This window comes from Bacillus sp. OV166 (genome assembly GCF_900177675.1).
Classification (GTDB): domain Bacteria; phylum Bacillota; class Bacilli; order Bacillales; family Cytobacillaceae; genus Neobacillus.
In genome coordinates this window covers 3,045,727-3,066,205 of the sequence record NZ_FXWM01000001.1, presented here as the reverse complement: position 1 = coordinate 3,066,205, position 20,479 = coordinate 3,045,727, and the positions used below count along the sequence as shown (strand labels likewise).

The following is a 20,479-nucleotide window of genomic DNA, read 5'->3' as shown; positions in this document are numbered from 1 at the left end:
CTTCATCTCTTGTTCACGTTAGTAAATTAATTTATTACATTCATTACTCCTACATATCTGATGCTTTTTTCTCTAATTTCTTTAACTCATTCAAGTAAAGCACTCCGTTAGCCATCTATGCAGCACAAAATCAGTGCTGCACCACAGAGAATGAAAATGGTTAGGTAGTGTCAATTCTGTTACTGACCTTAATCCAGTCAACCCTAATCCATAGACTTATTAATTATCGCTCTCCTCTTTTTTTTTAACGATTGAGCAGGTCTTTTTAAGTTTTGTCATTTTTCTTATCTTGAAGAAACTTATTTTCATGGTAGAACATCATTGGCCCGTGTTACTTAATCGTTCCCATCCCGGCAATTGTTACACGTACCTTGACGTTTACATCAGCCTTCGAAAAGGCTTTCCCCCATTGATTTTGGACTTTTTTCCACTCGGGATACGTATAGGCTCTTGCATAAATCCCAAATCCAAACGGGTCAATGGTGGCGGTTTGCGTTTTCTTTATTAAGCGCTCGAAATCGGCTTGCAGTTTCGTTTCTATACTCTTTTGCAGTTTCGCTGTGTCCTTCCTTACATTGAATGGAAAAAGCCGTTCTGTAATGGCAATTCTCATTTTTACGTCTGTGTCAAAAATAAAATGACCGTCATACCTTACCTTTGTTTTTACCTTGACGTTCGGCGTACTAAAGCTGATCCAATGTTTATCCTGTCCATTCGATTCCAAAGGGACTGAAATGGTAAATGGGAAATCACCTTTTGTTTTATGCTGCAGGATGCGTAATAATTTGTTTTGATGCGGTTTGATGCTTAACTTATATCTGCTCTGTTCATCCAGCAGAGCCGTGCCGGTCAACATGATTTTGTGGTCTTTTTTCATTTCGGTGATGCTTGCTGTCATCCCTTTTTCCGTCTTTTGCTCATGAAATTCTTGAATGGTGGTTTTTACAGTGACATTTCTTCTGTATGCCGTATCCACTAAATTTGCCAAATACAAAGGTAGACGCGGCTTGTCTTTTGGCCTAAAAAAAATGACGTCAGAAACAGGCCCATCTACGGCGACGACTCTTGTGGTTACCGTATTTTTGGGGTCCCGGTAAAAGGGATCGATATAATCAATCCAATTTTTTCGTTTTAGCAGCTTTTTCCCGATTAAGATTAATTGCGTTTTGCTTCCTGATGTCAAAGCCATTACCGTCGTATCAAACAGTTCCCTGGAATCTCGAATCGTAACAGCTTTCACCTCGACCTTCTCCTCTTTGAACTCTGCTTCTTTATTAAACACCGGACTTGACATGAACACCACTAAATGATCCTCCTCATCCAAATCTAAACCTAGGATGAGTGACAGAGTGACATCTTCAATATTTATTTGGTCCACGCATCCGGTCATCATCATAGCCAAGAGCGATAGGCAAAGTAGTATCTTCCTTTTCAATGGCTTACCCTCCGACGGAACTTTTCATATATCCAGCTATAGATCCATAAAAATGGAGGAGCTACGTATGCCAATTGCAGCCCTCCTTTGGCAACCATTTGCTGCCACTTTTCCGATTCATTCCAAGTAGGATCACGCCAAAAGACCAATCCAATAATGATCAATAATAAGATAATGACGTGCCGGCTGTGATCCTGTTTTCCCAGCAATTGACTAGAACAAAAGGCAGTAAAGAATACACAAGATATCCAGGCTGTGGAAACAACAATCAGATAAACAGCCAATAAAACCATGTCAAAACGCTCCAAAAAACGAAATTCAATTAGTTTAAGCAAATTCATGACGGGTTGATTAAATTCGATAATCCCATCGGGGCTAAAATAGGCAAAGCAGGCAATCGTCACTAAAACATAAAACAACATCGTTAAGGTGTTCGCAATCGTGATTCCGAGAACCGCATGCTGCTTTTTTTGCAAAAAGGGGTACAGGAAGAAAGCGACTTCAAATCCCAAAAAGGAAAAAACAGTGGTCGGCACAGCGGATAATACTGGTCTCCACCCTTCTTTAAGTACCGGAAGAAAGTGCAGCCAATTTCCGTCCCTTAGCGGTATCAGGAAAAACAAAGGAAGCCAAATGACCATGTAAAAAGACAGCTCGGAGTATCTTGCTAAAACGCGAACCCCGTTACGGGCTACAAAAAAAGTAGGAATCGAAAATAACAGTAAAATGATATAATTAGGGGTTTTAGGCATGAACCATGCCTTGATATATAGACTGCCGTTCACAAAAATGGACCATGAGTAAAAAGCAAAGTACATCATGTAAACGATGACGACTGCTTTTCCCACAATTTTTCCGAATAAACGGATAAGAATTTCGATAAGGGTTTCATCAGGATATTTTTCGCACGTTTTAACCAAAATAATGCTGGCAGCGGCAGAGAGAAACCAGCCAATCAGGATAGCGATCCACCCGTCGGTTCCTGCTTTTTCCGCAAGTATGCGCGGGAGAGATAGGACGCCTGTCCCGACCTGTGTTCCATTTATCAAAAAAATATACTGCATGAGAGTGATTTCATTATTGGCATATTTTTTCATCGTTTCACCTTTTAGTGCGATTTCGCCCTTGTCGAATAGTTGAAATAGCTCCTGTGCCTTTAGGGCGACTTTTCATTACCCATAAAGGAAAGCGCAGAAACGCATCCTTCATATCGGCGAATCGGAAAGGAGCTAGAGGAGTTCCATAGGGTGTTCCTAATGATTCAAGACTAGCCAGGTGACCAACTATGGTCATCCATCCGATCACAATCCCTACAATTCCAAACATGGCAGCAGATAACATCATAGGAAATCTTAATAGTCTAATGGACGAACTCATATCATAATTAGGGATGTTATAAGAAGCAATCGCTGTAACAGCAACGACAATAATCATTATGTTGCTGACAATTCCCACCTGAACAGCCGCCTGCCCAATGATAATGCCGCCCACAATGCCAATGGTCTGACCGATTGGAGTCGGCAGCCTTAGTGCCGCTTCCCTCATCAACTCCAGGATCATTTCCATAATCACCGCTTCCAGCACGGGTGGGAACGGAACTTGTATCCTTGATTCTGCAATCGAAAGTAAAAGCTCCATCGGGATAACTTCAAAATTATAGGAAATAAACGCAACATAAGTGGCGGGCAAAAATAAGGCAATCATAAAGGCAAAAAAACGCATTACCCGGATAAAGGAAGAAACTAACCAACGGGAACCGTAATCATCCACAGCCTGAAAAAAGGAAATAAAGTTTGTCGGAGCAATCAATACGCTCGGAGAACGATCCATAATAATCACAAATCTCCCCTGAAGAATTTGGGATGCAGCTGTATCAGGTCTTTCAGTCAACATAATTTGCGGAAAGGGTGAATAAGGATTGTCTTCAATGAACTCGATAAGTTCGCCAGTATTAATGATAGCGTCCACTGTAATATTTTGAATCCGTGTTTCCAGTTCTCTTAGCACGTCTTCAGAAGCAACATCTCTCAAATATAAAAGGGAAACCTTTGTTTTCCCTCGAATACCGACGGTCATCTCTTTCAATATTAATTCCTGGTGGGGAATATACCTGCGAATTAGGGCGATATTTTGACTCCCTGTTTCCACAAATCCTTGATGAGCACCTTTTAGAGATATTTCATTTTGAGGATTATTAAGCTGTCTTTGCGGCCACCCTTTTGTATCTAATTGATACCCGGTGATTTGCCCGTTTAACAATAAAACGCTATCTCCTCCTAGAATCGCATTTTCGATCTGCCCCCACGTATAGACCATATCGATCTTTCCTATTGTGATTGGCAGTTCCTTATTAGGATCGAAGGAGCTATGCATCAATGGCTTTAGAACATAATTTTGGATCGCATCTTTATCCGTCAATCCGGGCAAGTACACCAAAGCGGCCTCCGTTTTACTCGCTGCGATGGGAAAGCGACGAATCACTAAATCCGGTGCTTGAGAAAATAGCAGTTGGAGATTCTCTGTATTTTGGGATAAATCAGAGTCCAGGACATCATCTTCCATATTTTTTTTATGAAGATTAGAATTATTGCTTGTTTGATGGAACCGAGAAGAGCGCTTTCCTCTTAAAAACTTCAGAAAATAAGACATCAACTCCTTCCCTTTCTGCATTTGCTTTAAATTATGTTTATAGTATGCATTGTCTAAGGAAAAATATTCTAATCCTTCCCCTGATTCATCATTCAAGAACAACAGTGAGCAGTTGACAAGTTTACTATTTTAGACATCGCTTTTTATTTTTGCCATTATAAACTACTTCAATTAAAGAGGGTTAATTCTTGTAATTAGCTATGTTCTTCTATCTTGACATGTGTAATTACTTGAATCGTTGTTTTTTAGACTCTAGTTGATTTTTTGGAAAAACGGGTACATACCCAAAGCCTGTCCTATTCGTGATACATATAAATACAGTACAACAACACAAGAGGGATAGATGGAAGGGGGGGACAAGAGTGGACTAACTATTGAGGGGGTTAGGTCGTCTCATGGAACCATCATGAAAAACTAGCTAGAAAGAAGGAGAAAAAAATGCAACCAATGGTTTGGATAACCGTTTTATCTTTTTTGGTTACCCTCGGATTGATTCTTTGGAGACCTAGAGGCATTAATGAAGCTATACCTGCCACGATAGGTGCGATTATTGTCATACTCAGTGGAAGTGTTTCTCTAACAGACCTCGGTATAATTGCAGAAACGATAAGCGGTGCTGCGATAACTATTATGGCAACGATTGTAATGGCGATTGTCTTAGAGAGTTTTGGATTCTTTAACTGGGTGGCAGAGAAGCTTGCGGAAAAAGCAAATGGGTCTGGCATCAGATTATTCTGGTATGTCAATCTTTTATGTTTTCTCATGACACTCTTTTTTAATAACGACGGCAGTATTTTAATCACAACTCCAATCCTAGTCATGTTATTAAACAACATGGGCTTAAAAAACCATCAAAAAATTCCGTATTTGCTGTCTGGAGCCTTAATTGCGACTGCTTCGAGTGCTCCAATAGGTGTAAGTAACATAGTCAATCTGATCGCTCTAAAAATCGTGCATATGAGCTTGTATTTGCATACGGCGATGATGTTTGTTCCTGCCACGCTTGGTTTACTACTGCTGACTTGGCTCTTGTTCCTTCGCTTCAAAAAAGTCTTACCGAAAACCGTTCCTACTAAGATTACTGGGCGGTCACTCCCTTCTTACCATCCACTTAAGCCAAGTCCTATGAAACATGGTACAGAGAAGGAACGTTCAAGGTTTATGCGAAACGTCCTCCTGTTTGTATTTGCAGTCCGTGTCAGTCTATTTGTAGCTTCGTTTCTTTCCATTCCAGTCTCTCTTATGGCTGTAATTGGCTCGCTGGTCCTTTTAGGATGGAGATGGGCTTATTTAAAAATACCTCCAACTGATATGCTGAAAAAAACGCCGTGGTATATTATCGTGTTCGCTTTTAGTATGTATGTGATTATTTACGGTCTGAATAATATCGGACTAACAGACTGGTTGATCCAATTTATGCGTCCAATGGTTTCTGGAAGCCTGCTCAATGCAAGTGTGATGATGGGTGTACTTCTATCAGTACTCTCAAATATTTTTAATAATCACCCTGCACTCATGGTTGGAACCCTCACGTTGACGCATATGAATCTAGATCTACTCTCCTTGAAAATCGCCTATCTGGCGAACGTCATTGGCAGCGACATGGGTTCCTTACTACTTCCTATGGGAACGTTGGCTACGCTGATGTGGATGCACATTGTAAAGCGTGGAAAAGTAAGAATCACTTGGTGGGAATATATAAAAGTAACAGCTGTCGTTATACCGCCTACTGTATTATTCACATTAGTGGTTTTATATTATTGGGTTTCTTGGCTCTTCGGTGGAGCACTCCAAGGATAATTTGAGAAAAAAGGAGAATTAAGATGCTTATAGATTTTATAGATTCAATAGGAATTCAAATTGAGGTTGAAATTTCAGGAGGCGTTATTCACAAGGGAATCCTAACAGATGCTGGGTTGGACATCATTGTTTTATACGATGGCAGGACCGATTCATACCTCTATATTCCATTTGTTCATGTGCAAAGATTGAAAGAAACCATTTTAGATGAAGAATATACCTCTTATAACCCTCCTTCAGAAAAACCAATTGAAACGGATGTAATATCGTTTCGTAAATCATTAACGATTGCTAAAGGTTTGTTTGTCAAGGTTTACGTCACAGGGAATAAATCAATTCATGGTTATATAACTAGCATTATGAACGACTATTTTGTCTTCCACTCCCCTGTGTACAAAACAATGTTTATTTCGATGAATCATGTTAAATGGCTAATTCCGTATCCCCCTAATACAATACCATATTCTTTAAACAAGGAAAATCTACCCCTTGTGCCTATACCCACTCCTTTAGCCAGATCCTTTGATGAACAGTTGAAAAGATTAGAAAATCAACTAGTTATTATAGATGGTGGAGAAAACACTGAAAAAATAGGCTTACTTCAAAAGATTCGTAATAACAAAATGATTCTTATAACAGCTGAAGGGGAAACGGTTTGTCGCAATTTAGAGCATATCAAAACAATACAATTACCGTAGATACTTTATGTAATAGATAAGGAACTTAATAAACTCATCTTTAACCAAAAATAAGTAAGTAGGTGATGTCCACATGAGAAAACAAAAGAAACAAAAAAAATAATCCAACCAGAGTTTGCCGACGAGGATGGATTACTCAATCACTTCTAAAGTTGTTTGTTAGACCGTGTCGTTCAAGTCACGGTCTTCTTTATGGTGTACCACATATTGTATTATATGTTGTTTGGTTTAATTTTGTTTAAGGTAAAAAAATATTGTAGTTCTATCTTGCTGTATTATCTCCCCTAAACTAATAAAGTCAATCTTAATTGGCACACCTAATAAATTAACTTTTGGAAATCCCTCGTATTTAAATATTTATGCATTTATTCTTCAACTAAACTCCTCTATATAGAAAGGAAAATATTGAGATACCATCAACAATGAAATTGGGATAGACTTGAAAAGCTTAATATTTCCCCTTTCTGGTAAAATAACTTCAAGTAATCCCTTCTCATCCTTTTCACCTCCCAGTATGAAAAATTACTTTCCCTTCTTAAACACTCCTGGACCGTAAATACAATAAGAAAATGCCGCTTATACTTAATAGACACTTAAGTTAATTTTAATCAGTTTTTAATAAATAGCCCCCCGATTTCTATTATAGTAGAGAAGTAGAGACTAACATCATCACAAATGAAAATGAGCGATGGAAACAATGACTACTTCCAAAAAGGAGATGAGTTCCTTTTTAAGAAAACTCAGCATTTTCTGAACAAACTGAAATAGTCCAACCTTCAGATCGGTAAATGATAAGCAAAGAATCACAAGTCACCATATTTTTTGAAATCGTCAAGATTATAGCAACCATTGTGGGAGAAACAGCGCGGACTTCCTAAATGATAAACCTAGATTTGGATAGGTATCCTTATTTAGAGAGAGAAATAAAATTAAGTTGTGGGCAACCACTTTAAAGAAAGGAAATTATATATGCAAGAAAACCAAAATAAAATGAAAATTTTACTTAACAAAGTGCCACAAGTGACGATTTTCTTTTGGATCATCAAAATTTTGTGTACAACTGTTGGTGAAACATTTGCTGATTTCATCAATTTCAACATTGGACTTGGTTTAACTCTTACAACCATTATTATGGGAGCTGCATTTTTAATTACATTGTTTTTTCAATTTAAAGCAAGCAAATATGTTCCAGCGATTTACTGGGTAACAGTTGTTCTTATAAGCGTATTTGGAACATTGGTAACGGATAACTTGACAGATAATATGGGCGTAGCACTTGAGGTTAGCACAGCTGTTTTCTCGGTGCTACTAGGACTGACTTTTCTATTATGGTATCTTAGTGAAAAAACACTATCGATCCACTCGATTTTTACTAGAAAAAGAGAGGTTTTCTACTGGCTTACGATCCTTTTCACCTTTGCACTTGGAACAGCGGTCGGCGATTTATACTCCGAACAACTTGGTTTTGGTTATCTTAACACAGGAATAGGCGTTGTTATTATTATTGCTCTTGTGTTCTTAGCTTATAAATTTTTGAAACTTGACGGAGTATTAGCTTTCTGGATTGCGTATATTTTAACTCGTCCGCTTGGAGCGTCAATTGGAGATTACCTATCTCAATCAAAAGTAAATGGCGGATTAGGACTCGGGACAACCGGTACGAGTGTGATTTTTCTTATCGCTATTTTAGCGATCATCGTTTTCCTTGCCGTTTCAAAAATTGATACAAATGTTAAAAGTGATATAGCGGAAACAAACCAAAGAAATGCAAATAAGAAACATGTGCTAACACAAACGATTGTTGTACTCGTAATTTTCTTAGTTGTTGGTATAGGTGGTTATAACTGGCGCAGTAATAATATTGCATCACAAGGTGCTGAAGAGCAAGCTACATTAGCAGGTCAATTAAACGATTTTGTTAAAATTGAAAATGATATGCTAAACGCTGTAAATAAAAACGACTTTGCTTCAGCGAAAAATGGGGCAGATGAATTAGAACATCAATGGGACACACTGGAACCTAAGCTTCGAAAAATCGATGGCGCTACATGGACAAATATTGATGGAACAATTGATGTTGTATTAGCAGCAGTTCGTTCATCGAATCCTGATGTAAACAAGTGTAAAACAGCACTTAACAATTCATTTAGTACCCTAAACGTAGAAAATAAATAATAATCTTAGGAATCGCCAATCGCGGTTCCTTTTTAAATAGAACTCTTTTTAAACTGCTTCGTTAGTTCAACAAATACCTTAGTTTCCTAACGCCAATTGAATAAAAAGAAAAATTAGCCAATAATTTCAATTTATTCGTTTTAATTTATCTCTCAACAAAACCCCGTTCCTTACATATGGTAGTTTATGTTCTCAAAAGGTGGTGTTAAATATGAGCGAAGGTACTAATTTCGGATCCGGATTTGCTTTTATTGTTGTACTGTTTATTCTTTTAATCATCGTAGGTGCATCCTTTGTTGGTGGTAGCTATGGCGGTGGCTACGGTGCTGGCTACGGTGGCGTTGGTTATGGTGGAGGCTTTTGTTGGTAATCCCCTCACGTCAAAACAACGTTAAGATTTCGTACTCTGACAGGTCGTTATGACCTGTCTATTTGATTAACTTTAAGGTACTTTAACATGCTTTCCGATTCCTCTTTTGAACAAATCAATCTTTTAGTTTACATAATTTTTATTTCAAAATTAGGTATCAAACTAGTCCACACAATAAAAGTTCACATAGACTAATGATGTAACAAGACAAATTCATATGGAGGTCATTTAATGATGAATAGACAAAGTGGGTTTGGTGGTTTTCCACCCAATATAATGCCAAATCAGATAGCTCCATTACAACCGATGCAAGCCCAATACTTTCCACCACAAGGATGTCCACAATACTGCCCACCTCAAGTGTTTCCTGCTCAGTATGATCCACCGTTGGTTTCACCAGGACAACAATATGTTAAGACAAATATATTCAATAAAGTTGTAACGCATTTACATCCTTCTCACACTACTACAGTCAATAAGCAAATGATTAATCATCAACACTATTTCCCACATACCGAGTCATGTGTAAATGAATGTTGTGAAACACATACAATGTGCGGAGTTCCATACAATCCTTGTTGTCCGCCAAGACCATTTTAATTCTAGCTTCTTTTATCCCCCCGGTTAGGGGGGGATTTTGTTAGCAAATACAAAACAATTGCATATTCTTTAAAAGTTCTGAGAAACAAATTCTCCTTAAGTACCTTTTTTACTGAAAATTAATAAGTCGTTCTTCTTCACAATATGGGTCAATAGGAAGAAAAATAAAACAATACAGTTCCTAAAAAATTTCAGCTAAGGTTGTTGCTAATCCCATATAAGTACTGGTTTTGACCGTACTATACTTCTAAGCCTGCAATTCCGATACCACCAGGTCCAGCATGTGTAGAAATCATTGCGCCTGCTTGAATCCATTTTACATTTTTGAAACCTGTTTCTTTTGCGAATTCATTCATCCCCTGCTTAATACTTTCATCAAGTCCGATAGAGTAAAGTAGATAGAGTTGTTCTCTATCAATTTCGTATTGATTTAAATAATCTCGCATAAGTTTCTCGGAAACAACATCCATTTTCCCACGATATTTTTTTGTTGAAACAAGATTTCCATCAATTAGTTCAATACGCGGCTTTATTTTTAACAAAGCCCCACCGAGATAAGCTAGATTACTGACTCGTCCTCCTGCCCTTAAAAATTCTAAACTTCCGGGAACGAAAGCCAGTCTTGATTTAGGAACTTTTGATTCAATCTTCTTTACTAATTGGGCAGGGTCAATTGAAGGTTCATTCGCTAATAAGGTAACCGCATACATTACAATCGCAGTTAATCCACCTGTTACGTTCAAAGCATCAATTAGAAAAATATCATTCAAATCTTCCGTTGCGATGATTGCATTTTGAAAGGAAGACGATGCCTTTGACGTATAACCAATATGTATAATGATGCAATCTGGAAAATCATTTTTTATCTTCTTGAAAAATTCAAGATATTCATGGGAATTTGTCGATGTTGTAGAGGGTATTTTCTTTGTCCGCTCGTAGTAGTCATAAATATCCGTTACAGGTATCGTTCCATCTAAGTAATCCTGCCCATCGATAATCACGTGCATCGGGACCACCTGGACATTATGTTTATCAGCTAATTCTTCAGGTAAATCCGCACCACTCTCTGTCGACAAAATAATTCTTCTCATAAATATCCCCCATTTCTTACTTTAATTTCTCTCCAGTCCTTCGGAGACATCCTTGGAATGTTTACGCAATACTGGGACCTAACGGTGTGAATGTATTTTTGCCATTTCTATTTTCATTACTTTTCTTATGATTTTTACACATGTAATCACACCCTGTTCTCTTTACGGCTCAAACCCTTTCTGGCTCAGATAAACCTGATTTTCCGGAAAGATATCTATAAATCTCTTATATACTTTTTTAATAACTTGCGGTCCATACCATTCTTCTAAACCAAGTTGGGCATATTTTTTCTCGATTCTAAGTTTTCTTGTGCGTTTTCCTCCACTGCCATCCCCCATAAAGTAGTCATCCATACATATCCGATCGACGAATGGCTTCAATTTCTCAGGAAAATATTCTCCACTCGGTAATATGGGTGCAATCGCCACTTGGGTTGGTATACCTGCATCCACTAATTTTTCCAATGTCTTGAAGCGTGCCTGAATAGGAGGGGCCTCTGGAGTAAAATGTTTACGTATCGTTTCCGAATCCGTTTCAATCGTCATACTTACCCGGACTTTATCTTTTAAATGCCGCAGCAAATCGATATCTCGACTTACAAGTGGGCTTCTCGTCTGTACTAATAAGAATTCAGGGGGATCTTCTACCATAACCTCTAGTAAAGAACGTGTCACTTTTTCCTTATGCTCTACGGGTTGATACGGGTCTGTACTTGATGACATGAAAATGGTTACATTCCCTTTGGCTTTGGCGCGATGAAGCTCCTTCCTTAATAAATTCGCAGCTCCGTTTTTAACATCAACCCAATTTCCCCATTCCCCTTCTCGAAAGAGGGATACAGGCATTTGACGTACATAACAGTATGAACACCCAAATGAACAGCCTGTATAAGGATTTAGTGAATGAGTATATCCAGAAAGAAAGCCTGTACCTTTATTAAGTATGGTTTTCGGGGTTTTATAGAACAATTCACTTTTCATTTTGGGACCTCCTTTCCATTCAATGTACCTAAATAATCACTTATTGCTGGATGAGATCTGTCTTTCCAGATTCAAATGCAATTTCTTCACTTCTAATTCACCACGATAGCTGGTTAATGATCGATACTTAGAGGGTTGGTTTATTCTTTGATTCCCTTTTACATTTTCTCCATTTTACTCATTTGACGAAATTGTGCTGGTGTATGTCCGGTTTTCTTTTTAAATAATGTAATAAAATAGGACGCATTAGGCATACCTACACATATGGCGAGATCCGCAATCGCTTTATTTGTGTGAATCAAATACTCTTTAGCAGCGTTTACTCTCACCTGTTGGATATATTCAACTGGTGTGATGCCTTTAATTTTTTTAAACGTTCGATGCAAATGATAGGGACTCCCATGAGCAATATTTGCTAATGTTTCTAGAGTTAATTTTTCTATGAAATTTTTATCAACGTATTCAGTGATAAAAGCCACCCACTCACTATCAGGCAATCTCTCATTAGTAGGCTTGCATCGTTTACAAGGGCGAAAATTTGCACGGAGCGCTTGTTCTGCGTTTAAAAAAATACGTATATTTTCTTTTTTGGGAATGCGAGATTTGCAAGATGGTTTACAGAAGATTCCTGTGGTCTTTACAGCATAGAAAAATTGATTATTGTACGAAGCATCATTGTCTATAATTGCTTGCCACTTTTCATTTGTCATCATGTCCACGTCAGTCAAAATTCCATGTTCTTCACACTCTTGTAATTCATTACTGATACGATCCGGCATTTATCTCACCTCTCCTTACATTATACCCCCTATAAATTCAGAATTTACAATTCTAGGAATGAAATAGCAAGATATAAAAATTTAATATTTATTTTGAATCATGAAAAATGATTCCAAGACCGTATCGTTCTCCAGAGGTAACCGTACTTACTCCGTGACGAACCGTATTTTTGTAATACCCTTTTTTACCAAGAGCAGGTCTATGGTTACTAGGAAAGATTAGAGCACTGCCTTGTTCTAGAGTAATCACATGCCCCCTGCTCTGAGCACGAGGAATTTGTTCCACTAATAAGGACTCTCCACCGCAAAAGTCTTTATCTCGTTGATTTAATACAAATACTACTTGAAATGGGAAAAATACATCTCCATATAAATCTTGGTGCAAACAATTAAACCCGCCTGTTTCATACTTTAATATTAGGGGTGTCGGTCTAGTTTGTTCATATTCTTCACATGTTCTCAAAAATTCTTGAAGATGATCTGGAAACAGTTCTGGTTTCTTTAAATAGCCCAACCATCGATTTGCTGTTTTAGCCAACTCTGGATAAAAGGACTCTCTTAAACTTTGGATGATCTCAGGTAATGGATAGGAAAAATATTTATACTCCCCATTCCCAAAGCGATATCTCGTCATATTGATTGTCGTTCTGTATGACTCTTCCTTACTATAAAGTTTCATGAAGAAGTCGCATTCCTCTTTTGTTAATATTGCTGGAAGCTTTGCAAACCCTTGCTCATCTAATTCGTTTTGAATTGAATCCCAATTTAAACTTTTTACACGTGTTTTTATATCTTGGACCATTTTTATCGCCCCTATTTAGCTTTCTTGATGATTTATACTATAGCCTAATAAATAGAAAAAAATAAGGTGTTTAGAATATAATAGCAAGATAACAAAGGGCCATGGTGACGGTTCCTGTGGACTTAAAATTACATCCTTTGAGCCATATGAGAGTATTTCTGGTAAATAAAAAAGTTCCTTACAAAATGTAAGAAACGTTGAAAAATAAGCTTTTCTTCTTTTTACTTATTTTCCAGCAAAAGATAATTGTTTTCCTTTAAGAGCTTCATTCAGTATTCGCACCGCTTTCGGTCCAACACCATGTAACTTCAGTATTTCTGACTCAGTAACCTTGGTCAATTGATCAAGTTTATAGTAGCCAGCATTGATAAGGGCTCTTGTAGCAGGTTTACCAATATTGGGGAAATCATTTTCTAGTGGTATATTATTGAATTTGTCCATATTTTCTCCTTTCATTATTGAAGAACTAAATATTTATTTTTTTACTTCGTTTCTCAGTAATATATCAAACTAAATCTATAAATAAAGAACTAAGGTATCGATTTTCACACATCCAATTCAATCCCTTAAATAATCATATTAATGATGTTCCAGGAATTTTATGGCTGACCGAATAGACCGAATAAGACTTGGTCCGATTAATTCTGCTATATCCAAAAAGATATCAAGGAATTCCCACCATATGGATTCCTTTCCTTCTTCTTTTCTCTTGTCTCTTCGGGCTTTTCTTCTCTCTTTAAAGGTATTCACCGTACTCCTCTCCTATCTCGTATCTATTGTTTTAACATTAATAAAAGTATATTTTTGCAATTTTTATTTTTTGTTTGGCATGTGAAATAAACCTATGACCAATTTAATTATATGGTAAATGTTGAGAATTTCAAAGCACTCATTTATAGTAAAAATAGATAAGTTAGAAGGAGGAGTATATATGAACCTGGGAGCTTTTTCAGTGAGTTTAAACGTTAAAGACATTCATCTATCTAAGTCATTCTACGAAAAACTGGGATTTCAAGCTTTTGGTGGTGACATTAGTCAAAATTGGCTTATTATGAAGAATGAAAATTGCATCATTGGGCTATTCCAAGGAATGTTTGAAAAGAACATTCTGACCTTTAATCCAGGATGGAATGAAAGTGCCGAAAATCTTGAATCGTTTACGGACATTCGAGACATTCAAAAACAACTTAAGGCTGAAGGAATAAAAATGCTGACTGAAGCAGCTGAAACAAAAGAGGGACCAGCACATTTTATCATTGAAGATCCAGACGGGAATCAAATTCTTGTCGATCAGCATCGGTGAAAAAAGAGGAAATAAAGGCAGAAGAGTTTTAGTACCTTAAACTTCTATTATTTCTAACAGTTTAATTCTTGAAAGGAAAGGATGATTGAAATGAGTACGGATCAGCAGTCTACATCGAACTCAAAGAGAAAGCTGTGTCTTTTCTACAGCTCGTAGCTTCAGGGAAAGTTCGTGAAGCATACCAGACATACATAAGTCCTGACTTTCGTCACCACAACCCCTATTTCCGTGGCGATGCAGAATCACTCATGCTTGCGATGGAAGAGAACTCAACTATGAACCCTCATAAAATACTTGAGGTCAAACTTGTACTTCAAGAGAGAGATATGGTTTCAGTTTACTCTCATGTGAAACAAAATCCAGAGGATCTTGGAGGAGCTGTTGTACATATCTTCCGTTTCCAAGATAACCAAATCGTTGAATTGTGGGATATAGGACAACCCCTACCAGAGGATTCCCCTAATGAAAACGGCATGTTCTAACTTAATTAAATGGATGTGCTGCTAAAACACGTTTATCCTTTTTGTTACTTGTTTGTTCCGAAATTTAATCTGACAAATTAGGAGATTACGTGGATTCGTTTTTCATGAAAACAGGTAACACATTTAAGCAAATGCTTATGTAAAAAAGGTGCATTAATCCGTTTCTGGATTTAAGCACCTTTTTGTTCAACTATTTGGACTAACCTTTCCAATAAACATTGGATATTCCTTTTATCAAAATTCAAACCAAACGGAATTCAATGTGTAGTTTTAAAGTACTCCATTAACTAGCTGCTTCATCGCGTTTAATTCCGCAGAAAGCGCCAAAAACCATTCCTTATCCCCTGTTGATAAAGCCAGATCTAGGAGGAATTCAATTTGTGACTTGTTGGTTACATTAGAAACAGGCAGTTTTTTCACCCGTTTACTTAAAAAAGGAATTGTTTTGCCAATCGCTTGATTATTGTCACTTGTAACAACCGTTACCTTCACTATTCCTTCTATACTTGACAGTGATTCAATATAACCAATGATTAATTCGCCCTCCAGTGATTCTGCCTTAATCCAATCCCCTGTTTTTAAAATCGTATTATTATTGGAGAACATAGTTTTTTTCACCTTCTTAATTTTTTTTCGTTTAATCCTAGGATATGCCAGCATTAATTAATCTGTAATCTTTTTTATTACATTTTACTTAAAGAAATCTGCAGTTCTAATCCGGGCACTCACGCTTATTAACAAAATGACAATCTCTTTGATTGAATACACCTTTAAATATTCTCCCAGATGTTCTTCTACTCCGAAGAAAATGTTACAGAGAACTCTTTTAAAATTAATAACGTACTGGTCTACTAATCATTACAGATTGGCAAGTCAAGAATATAGCTTTTCTAAGTCCGTGGATATGCCGATTTATTTAAATCTCCCATTGTTTTTTGACTTGTTCTTCTGCGATCCGTTTAATTTTTTCCCATGTCATATCTTTTTCCGCTAGGACATTGGTATGGTAATTCCGATTTTTATAATTTACTGTCACGAAAACTTCAATCATCCGGTATTCCTCCTTTTAAAAACATATATAAAATTTAATATATTTTGGCTTTAGTTTTAAGTGTAAAGACTAAGGATTTTGCCCTTATTATTTCAATTTAATTGGCCTCTTTTTGCAATTCGGTGTACAAATAATTTCGTATCCTACGGGGCAAAAAACTACGAATTTCGTCCTCGTTATATCCAACCTGTAATCTTTTTTCGTCGAGGATAATTGGCCGGCGCACCATTTTAGGATGCTCCATTATTAATTTATACAATTCATTAAGCGGAAGAGTTTCAATATTTACGTTTAATTCTTGGAACGCCTTCGAATTAGTTGAAATAATTTCGCTCGTCCCCTCTTCCGTCATGCGAAGAATCGATTTAATCTCATCGACTGTAAAGGGCTGAGATAAGATGTTTCTTTCCATATACTCAATTCGATGCTCTTCAAGCCAAGCTTTCGCTTTTCGGCAAGAACCACAACTCGGTGTGGTATAAACAGTCACCATACTTTTACACACTCCTTAGTGTATTTTGGCAAGTATTTTTAAATGTAATAAAAAATCTTACAGTTACCATACTGTAAATTTAATCGATACAGTTCATTTTGTCAATTGTAAAGTTTTGGATTGATTATCAAATGTATATGGAAGACATTTTGACAAAGCTATCATTATACCATCTATAACCATCTTCGGTTTTAGTTTTTCATCAATATTTATTGAATGTTTGCCGAAGGAAGAAGACGATTTAGTAGCAGGATAACCTCCATCTACTATGCGGAAGTTATTAACAAATAAAGGCAAAACGAAACAAACTTCAATAACTAGGAGGATTCGTTATAACAATAAAAAAATACATCTCGACTTATTGTAATAATGCACCCCGTTAGCTGAATAAAGCATAATATTTTTTCTTCCTTATTTTTCCTTAGAATGGATTTTCCCCTTTTATAAAAGTGATAAAAACTACATATATTAACGGTCTTTTTGATTTCCATTCTTAATATTTTGATTTTATAGAGGAGTTTGCTAACATGTTAATAGGAATAGCCAATTACAATTAAATGGAGGGGATCGCATGGCGTTAGAAACTCAGTGGGTTCGTTATGGAAAAAACAAAGAACATATTGGATATATGGCAAAGATGGATCGTGCAAATGAAAACCTTCCAGCTGTCATTGTTATCCAAGAAATCTGGGGTGTGGATGCACACATTCAGGACATAACCAATCGATTTGCACAGGCTGGATACCTTGCGTTTGCGCCTGATTTATATGCCAATGACGGAGAGAGAATCGAGGATCTACGGACGGAACGAGTGGAAGAGGTTAAGGCATTTCTGGACTCTTTACCTCATTCCGCGTGGAACAATCCAGGCGAAAGAGATAAAGCGTTAGCTGAACTGGATGCAGAAAAACAAGACCGTGTGACCAAAACCTTTGAAAGAATGTTTGGAGGCATGCACTCTTCTGACTATATCGAGAAGCTTTTAGCCACCACGAAATACATAAGGGAAGAAAATACTTCGACCAAGGGTCAAGGTGTTGTTTCGATTGGATTCTGTATGGGTGGAGCCCTATCCGGACTTTTGTCCTGCCGTGATGAGCAGTTAAATGGAGCGGTTATTTTTTATGGGAATGCACCGTCTGAGGACGAATTACAGAATATTAATTGCCCGGTATATGGATTTTACGGGGATCAAGATAAACGTATTACGGACAATGTTCCTGCTTTTGCAGAACAGATGAAACAAAACGGTAAGACTTTTGACTATCAAATTTATCCTCAAACAGGACATGCGTTTTTTAACGATACACGAGCATCCTATAATGTCGTTGCAGCTAGGGATGCTTTCCAAAGAGTATTAAGCTTTTTCCATGGAATTTTGAATCCGAAAGGGAATAATATTGGTTAAAGTAAATAAAACACCACATAAGTGAAGTGAAGTGAACCAAAAAAATTAGACATATATATTTTAGGCAACCTGTTGGACCTGAGACCTGTATTCTACTGGGCTCAGGTCCATTAACTTTTTCTTCATGCGGATATTGTTGTAGTAGTGAATATAATCATGTAATTCCTGTATAAAATGCTCAATACTTTCAAACTCCTGGAGATAGAGAAGTTCTGTCTTAAGGATGCCAAAGAAGTTCTCGATAACGGCATTATCGAGACAGTTTCCCTTTCGGGACATGCTTTGTGTAATATTCCGGTCTTCTAGAGTTTTCTGGTACTTGGCCATCTGATAATGCCATCCTTAATCTGAGTGGAGGATTAACTTATCTTCTGGAATTAAAACCTCTAAAGCTTGTTCCAGCATGTCGCCTACTAACCGTGCTTGCGCTATTAACGCACACGGCTCCTCCTAGTTATCATTTACAGAATGTAGCTAATCTCTTTTCTTAAATCATATATATTCACTTTTATTCTTGGTGATGGAAGTGGATATTTATTAAGAAATAGACTGAATTTATCCCATGTAAAGGATTTCCTTTGGCTTCTTCTATTGAGCCACTTAAACAATAACTTTTCGATTTTGTCTTTGAAGTTGTTAACATTTTGGGTATTATCAGAGATGCAATAATAGTTGTAATAACCTATTAGTGAGCGTTTAAATCTATCCATAATCGTATGAATATCTTTACTTCTATTACTCTTCAGCCATTCTTTCGTTTCTTTTAGTTTACCTTGTACTTTCTTTCTACTTGATTTCCGTTTTACTCGAAATTTCCCTTGTTTACTTTTCCCACAATAGTGTGTAAACCCAAGGAAATCAAAAGTTGCTGGTTTATTTCTCCCCTGTTGATTTGCATTTTGCTCCGCAAACCGCCCGAAAGGAATAATTTTGGTTTTATCCTCGGCTATTTCTAGATTAAATTTCTTTAATCTAAACTTTAATGAATGGAAGAATTGCTGGGCTTCACTTTTATATTGAAAACAACAAACAAGGCAAGTAGGCCACTGGAACCTCCCCAGTAGCCCCTCTCAGAACCGGACGTGAACCTCTCAGCTCATCCGGCTCCCATTATTCAGCCGTAGGCTTGATACCTATTTCCCAATGTTTAAATAGTTTTGGAATCTGTTTTGCAATTCTACCTAATAAGTATTCAGCTCTTTTCTTGTGACGAGCTAACCTTTTGTATTTCTTCCTTGCCCACATTATTAAGGCTTTATTGATGTGTCTTAATGTTGAGTACATTTCAGATTTGTAGAACTTGCCATAGTAATTAATCCACCCTATAATCTGTGAGTTAAACATATTTGATAGGTCCGTAAGGTCCTTTTCGGCTTTTAACTGTAGCTTCCAGTCCCTTACTTTTTGCCGAATTGATTTCTTAGACTTATTACTAATCGCTGGTGTAAAATTAATAAAATGCTTTCCCCATCTGTTTTTGGAACGTCTTGGTCTGAACGTATATCCAAGAAAATCGAACGAAATATTTTCGTGATTTTCTTTCCTATCTGCATCTTTACAATACACAATTCGTGTTTTGGTTGGATGTAGTTCCAGTTTACATTCCTTCATCCTTTTGTTAAGTGATATAAGCAATTCTGTTGCCTCAGCTTCTGATTCGCAGTGGATAACTGCGTCATCTGCATATCTCGCAAAAGGATTATTTGTATGGTTTATAGTCATCCACTTATCAAATGTGTAATGAAGAAATAGATTTGCTAGAACTGGACTTATAACTCCACCTTGCGGTGTACCAGAAGTCCGTTCTACTATCCCTTCTTTTGTTTGAAAAGGTGCCTTTAGCCATCTATTAATATAGAGTTTTACCCATTTATTACTTGTGTGCTTTTCCACTGCTTTCATTAGTAAACCTTGGTCAATGTTGTCGAATAGTCCTTTTATATCGAATTCTAGAACCCAGTTGTATTTCCAGCACCTTTTACGGGTTATCTCTAATGCTTGAATTGCACTTTTATTGGGTCTATAACCGTACGAATCCTTGTGAAAGAAAGGTTCCACCGAGGGTTCAAAGTACAACTTCACGACCATTTGTGCAATTCTATCTTCAACAGTTGGGATCCCTAGTGTCCTAGTACCGCCACCTTTCTTCGGTATTTCTACAGCTTTTACTGCTGGAGGAAAGTAGCTTCCTGAGGACATTCTGTTCCATAGTTTGTAGAGATTATCTTTTAGATTCATTTCGAATTCTTCAATCGACTCTTCATCAATACCGGCTGACCCTTTATTTGCTTTTACTCTTAGAAAGGCTTCATAAACTACCTTTTTGGATATCGCAAACGACTTTGTTTTATTCATAAGTTCC

General features: G+C 37.1%; 21 protein-coding genes and 2 pseudogenes. 8 read left to right on the top strand and 15 right to left on the bottom strand.

Annotated features, from left to right (window positions below):
• Positions 1-331: 331 nt before the first annotated feature.
• From CCK98_RS14785 to CCK98_RS14775, 3 genes are read right to left on the bottom strand one after another with little or no spacing between them, the layout of a single operon-like run.
• Positions 332-1,435 (bottom strand): Ger(x)C family spore germination protein, encoded by a 1,104-nt coding sequence (locus CCK98_RS14785; protein ID WP_088087278.1) that lies wholly within the window; start codon positions 1,433-1,435, stop codon positions 332-334.
• Entirely contained in the window at positions 1,432-2,532 is a 1,101-nt protein-coding gene (locus CCK98_RS14780) for an endospore germination permease (protein ID WP_088087277.1), read from the bottom strand. Before CCK98_RS14780 ends, CCK98_RS14785 begins: the two co-directional genes overlap by 4 nt.
• Before the next feature lie 4 nt (positions 2,533-2,536).
• Positions 2,537-4,084 (bottom strand): spore germination protein, encoded by a 1,548-nt coding sequence (locus tag CCK98_RS14775; protein WP_088087276.1) that lies wholly within the window; start codon positions 4,082-4,084, stop codon positions 2,537-2,539.
• A 447-nt stretch (positions 4,085-4,531) separates the two neighbouring features.
• Between CCK98_RS14775 and CCK98_RS14770 the strand changes: the two genes are divergently transcribed.
• The 5 genes and pseudogenes from CCK98_RS14770 (at position 4,532) to CCK98_RS14750 (ending at position 9,727) form a co-directional block, all read left to right on the top strand.
• On the top strand, positions 4,532-5,884 hold the full coding sequence (locus CCK98_RS14770; protein WP_088090414.1) for an arsenic transporter: 1,353 nt from the start codon (positions 4,532-4,534) through the stop codon (positions 5,882-5,884).
• 23 nt (positions 5,885-5,907) lie between these two features.
• Entirely contained in the window at positions 5,908-6,582 is a 675-nt protein-coding gene (locus tag CCK98_RS14765) for a DUF2642 domain-containing protein (RefSeq protein ID WP_088087275.1), read from the top strand.
• Positions 6,583-7,551: 969 nt separating this feature from the next.
• Positions 7,552-8,757, top strand: coding sequence for a hypothetical protein (locus tag CCK98_RS14760; RefSeq protein WP_088087274.1), 1,206 nt, complete (start codon positions 7,552-7,554; stop codon positions 8,755-8,757).
• Positions 8,758-8,968: 211 nt separating this feature from the next.
• Positions 8,969-9,061 (top strand): annotated as a pseudogene (locus tag CCK98_RS37045) (YjcZ family sporulation protein); the annotation flags it as partial.
• Positions 9,062-9,358: 297 nt separating this feature from the next.
• Positions 9,359-9,727: a CotD family spore coat protein gene (locus CCK98_RS14750; RefSeq protein WP_373408493.1), complete on the top strand. Its 369-nt coding sequence runs from the start codon at positions 9,359-9,361 to the stop codon at positions 9,725-9,727.
• Between the two features lie 239 nt (positions 9,728-9,966).
• Here CCK98_RS14750 and CCK98_RS14745 read toward each other — a convergent pair whose 3' ends face one another.
• From CCK98_RS14745 to CCK98_RS35370, 6 genes are all read right to left on the bottom strand, one after another.
• On the bottom strand, positions 9,967-10,818 hold the full coding sequence (locus CCK98_RS14745; RefSeq protein WP_088087272.1) for a DegV family protein: 852 nt from the start codon (positions 10,816-10,818) through the stop codon (positions 9,967-9,969).
• Between the two features lie 162 nt (positions 10,819-10,980).
• Positions 10,981-11,799, bottom strand: coding sequence for a radical SAM protein (locus tag CCK98_RS14740; protein ID WP_088087271.1), 819 nt, complete (start codon positions 11,797-11,799; stop codon positions 10,981-10,983).
• Between the two features lie 158 nt (positions 11,800-11,957).
• Entirely contained in the window at positions 11,958-12,578 is a 621-nt protein-coding gene (locus CCK98_RS14735) for a bifunctional transcriptional activator/DNA repair enzyme AdaA (RefSeq protein WP_088087270.1), read from the bottom strand.
• A gap of 88 nt (positions 12,579-12,666) precedes the next feature.
• A complete protein-coding gene (locus CCK98_RS14730) occupies positions 12,667-13,380 on the bottom strand; it encodes a 2OG-Fe(II) oxygenase (protein WP_088087269.1) in 714 nt (237 codons plus the stop codon).
• A 225-nt stretch (positions 13,381-13,605) separates the two neighbouring features.
• Positions 13,606-13,821, bottom strand: coding sequence for a DNA-binding protein (locus CCK98_RS14725; protein ID WP_088087268.1), 216 nt, complete (start codon positions 13,819-13,821; stop codon positions 13,606-13,608).
• Between the two features lie 138 nt (positions 13,822-13,959).
• Positions 13,960-14,130 (bottom strand): hypothetical protein, encoded by a 171-nt coding sequence (locus tag CCK98_RS35370; protein ID WP_179195807.1) that lies wholly within the window; start codon positions 14,128-14,130, stop codon positions 13,960-13,962.
• Positions 14,131-14,311: 181 nt separating this feature from the next.
• Here CCK98_RS35370 and CCK98_RS14720 point away from each other — a divergent pair, with 181 nt between their 5' ends.
• Positions 14,312-14,683: a VOC family protein gene (locus CCK98_RS14720; protein WP_088087267.1), complete on the top strand. Its 372-nt coding sequence runs from the start codon at positions 14,312-14,314 to the stop codon at positions 14,681-14,683.
• 134 nt (positions 14,684-14,817) lie between these two features.
• The gene (locus tag CCK98_RS14715; protein WP_256942352.1) at positions 14,818-15,165 is read left to right on the top strand and encodes a nuclear transport factor 2 family protein; all 348 of its coding nucleotides are present in this window, start codon (positions 14,818-14,820) and stop codon (positions 15,163-15,165) included.
• 270 nt (positions 15,166-15,435) lie between these two features.
• Here the strand turns inward: CCK98_RS14715 and CCK98_RS14710 are convergent, their stop codons facing one another.
• The 3 genes from CCK98_RS14710 to spxA form a co-directional block, all read right to left on the bottom strand.
• A complete protein-coding gene (locus CCK98_RS14710; RefSeq protein ID WP_088087265.1) occupies positions 15,436-15,771 on the bottom strand; it encodes an IDEAL domain-containing protein in 336 nt (111 codons plus the stop codon).
• A gap of 310 nt (positions 15,772-16,081) precedes the next feature.
• A complete protein-coding gene (locus CCK98_RS14705) occupies positions 16,082-16,216 on the bottom strand; it encodes a BA3454 family stress response protein (RefSeq protein ID WP_088087264.1) in 135 nt (44 codons plus the stop codon).
• 97 nt (positions 16,217-16,313) lie between these two features.
• On the bottom strand, positions 16,314-16,709 hold the full coding sequence (gene spxA, locus CCK98_RS14700) for a transcriptional regulator SpxA (protein ID WP_088087263.1): 396 nt from the start codon (positions 16,707-16,709) through the stop codon (positions 16,314-16,316).
• Positions 16,710-17,280: 571 nt separating this feature from the next.
• On the opposite strand from spxA, the gene CCK98_RS14695 reads away from it, so the two are divergent.
• Positions 17,281-18,117 carry a dienelactone hydrolase family protein gene (locus CCK98_RS14695; protein ID WP_088087262.1) on the top strand — a complete coding sequence of 279 codons (837 nt, stop codon included), beginning with the start codon at positions 17,281-17,283 and terminating at the stop codon, positions 18,115-18,117.
• Positions 18,118-18,177: 60 nt separating this feature from the next.
• Here CCK98_RS14695 and CCK98_RS14690 read toward each other — a convergent pair.
• The 3 genes and pseudogenes from CCK98_RS14690 to ltrA form a co-directional block, all read right to left on the bottom strand.
• A pseudogene (locus CCK98_RS14690) lies at positions 18,178-18,534 on the bottom strand (transposase); the annotation flags it as partial.
• Positions 18,535-18,578: 44 nt separating this feature from the next.
• Positions 18,579-19,043 (bottom strand): group II intron maturase-specific domain-containing protein, encoded by a 465-nt coding sequence (locus CCK98_RS14685; protein ID WP_256942555.1) that lies wholly within the window; start codon positions 19,041-19,043, stop codon positions 18,579-18,581.
• Positions 19,044-19,227: 184 nt separating this feature from the next.
• The gene (gene ltrA, locus CCK98_RS14680) at positions 19,228-20,472 is read right to left on the bottom strand and encodes a group II intron reverse transcriptase/maturase (RefSeq protein WP_088087260.1); all 1,245 of its coding nucleotides are present in this window, start codon (positions 20,470-20,472) and stop codon (positions 19,228-19,230) included.
• Between the last annotated feature and the right edge of the window lie 7 nt (positions 20,473-20,479).

Excerpts from the sequence above, each read along its gene's own strand:
- CCK98_RS14710 (WP_088087265.1), bottom strand. The coding sequence starts at position 15,771 with ATGTTCTCCAATAATAATACGATTTTAAAAACAGGGGATTGGATTAAG.
- ltrA (WP_088087260.1), bottom strand. The coding sequence starts at position 20,472 with ATGAATAAAACAAAGTCGTTTGCGATATCCAAAAAGGTAGTTTATGAA.
- CCK98_RS14770 (WP_088090414.1), top strand. The coding sequence starts at position 4,532 with ATGGTTTGGATAACCGTTTTATCTTTTTTGGTTACCCTCGGATTGATT.
- CCK98_RS14705 (WP_088087264.1), bottom strand. The coding sequence starts at position 16,216 with ATGATTGAAGTTTTCGTGACAGTAAATTATAAAAATCGGAATTACCAT.
- CCK98_RS14780 (WP_088087277.1), bottom strand. The coding sequence starts at position 2,532 with ATGAAAAAATATGCCAATAATGAAATCACTCTCATGCAGTATATTTTT.
- CCK98_RS14730 (WP_088087269.1), bottom strand. The coding sequence starts at position 13,380 with ATGGTCCAAGATATAAAAACACGTGTAAAAAGTTTAAATTGGGATTCA.
- CCK98_RS14760 (WP_088087274.1), top strand. The coding sequence starts at position 7,552 with ATGCAAGAAAACCAAAATAAAATGAAAATTTTACTTAACAAAGTGCCA.
- CCK98_RS14765 (WP_088087275.1), top strand. The coding sequence starts at position 5,908 with ATGCTTATAGATTTTATAGATTCAATAGGAATTCAAATTGAGGTTGAA.
- CCK98_RS14745 (WP_088087272.1), bottom strand. The coding sequence starts at position 10,818 with ATGAGAAGAATTATTTTGTCGACAGAGAGTGGTGCGGATTTACCTGAA.
- CCK98_RS14750 (WP_373408493.1), top strand. The coding sequence starts at position 9,359 with ATGATGAATAGACAAAGTGGGTTTGGTGGTTTTCCACCCAATATAATG.
- CCK98_RS14725 (WP_088087268.1), bottom strand. The coding sequence starts at position 13,821 with ATGGACAAATTCAATAATATACCACTAGAAAATGATTTCCCCAATATT.
- CCK98_RS14720 (WP_088087267.1), top strand. The coding sequence starts at position 14,312 with ATGAACCTGGGAGCTTTTTCAGTGAGTTTAAACGTTAAAGACATTCAT.
- CCK98_RS14740 (WP_088087271.1), bottom strand. The coding sequence starts at position 11,799 with ATGAAAAGTGAATTGTTCTATAAAACCCCGAAAACCATACTTAATAAA.
- CCK98_RS14735 (WP_088087270.1), bottom strand. The coding sequence starts at position 12,578 with ATGCCGGATCGTATCAGTAATGAATTACAAGAGTGTGAAGAACATGGA.
- CCK98_RS14695 (WP_088087262.1), top strand. The coding sequence starts at position 17,281 with ATGGCGTTAGAAACTCAGTGGGTTCGTTATGGAAAAAACAAAGAACAT.
- CCK98_RS14775 (WP_088087276.1), bottom strand. The coding sequence starts at position 4,084 with ATGTCTTATTTTCTGAAGTTTTTAAGAGGAAAGCGCTCTTCTCGGTTC.
- spxA (WP_088087263.1), bottom strand. The coding sequence starts at position 16,709 with ATGGTGACTGTTTATACCACACCGAGTTGTGGTTCTTGCCGAAAAGCG.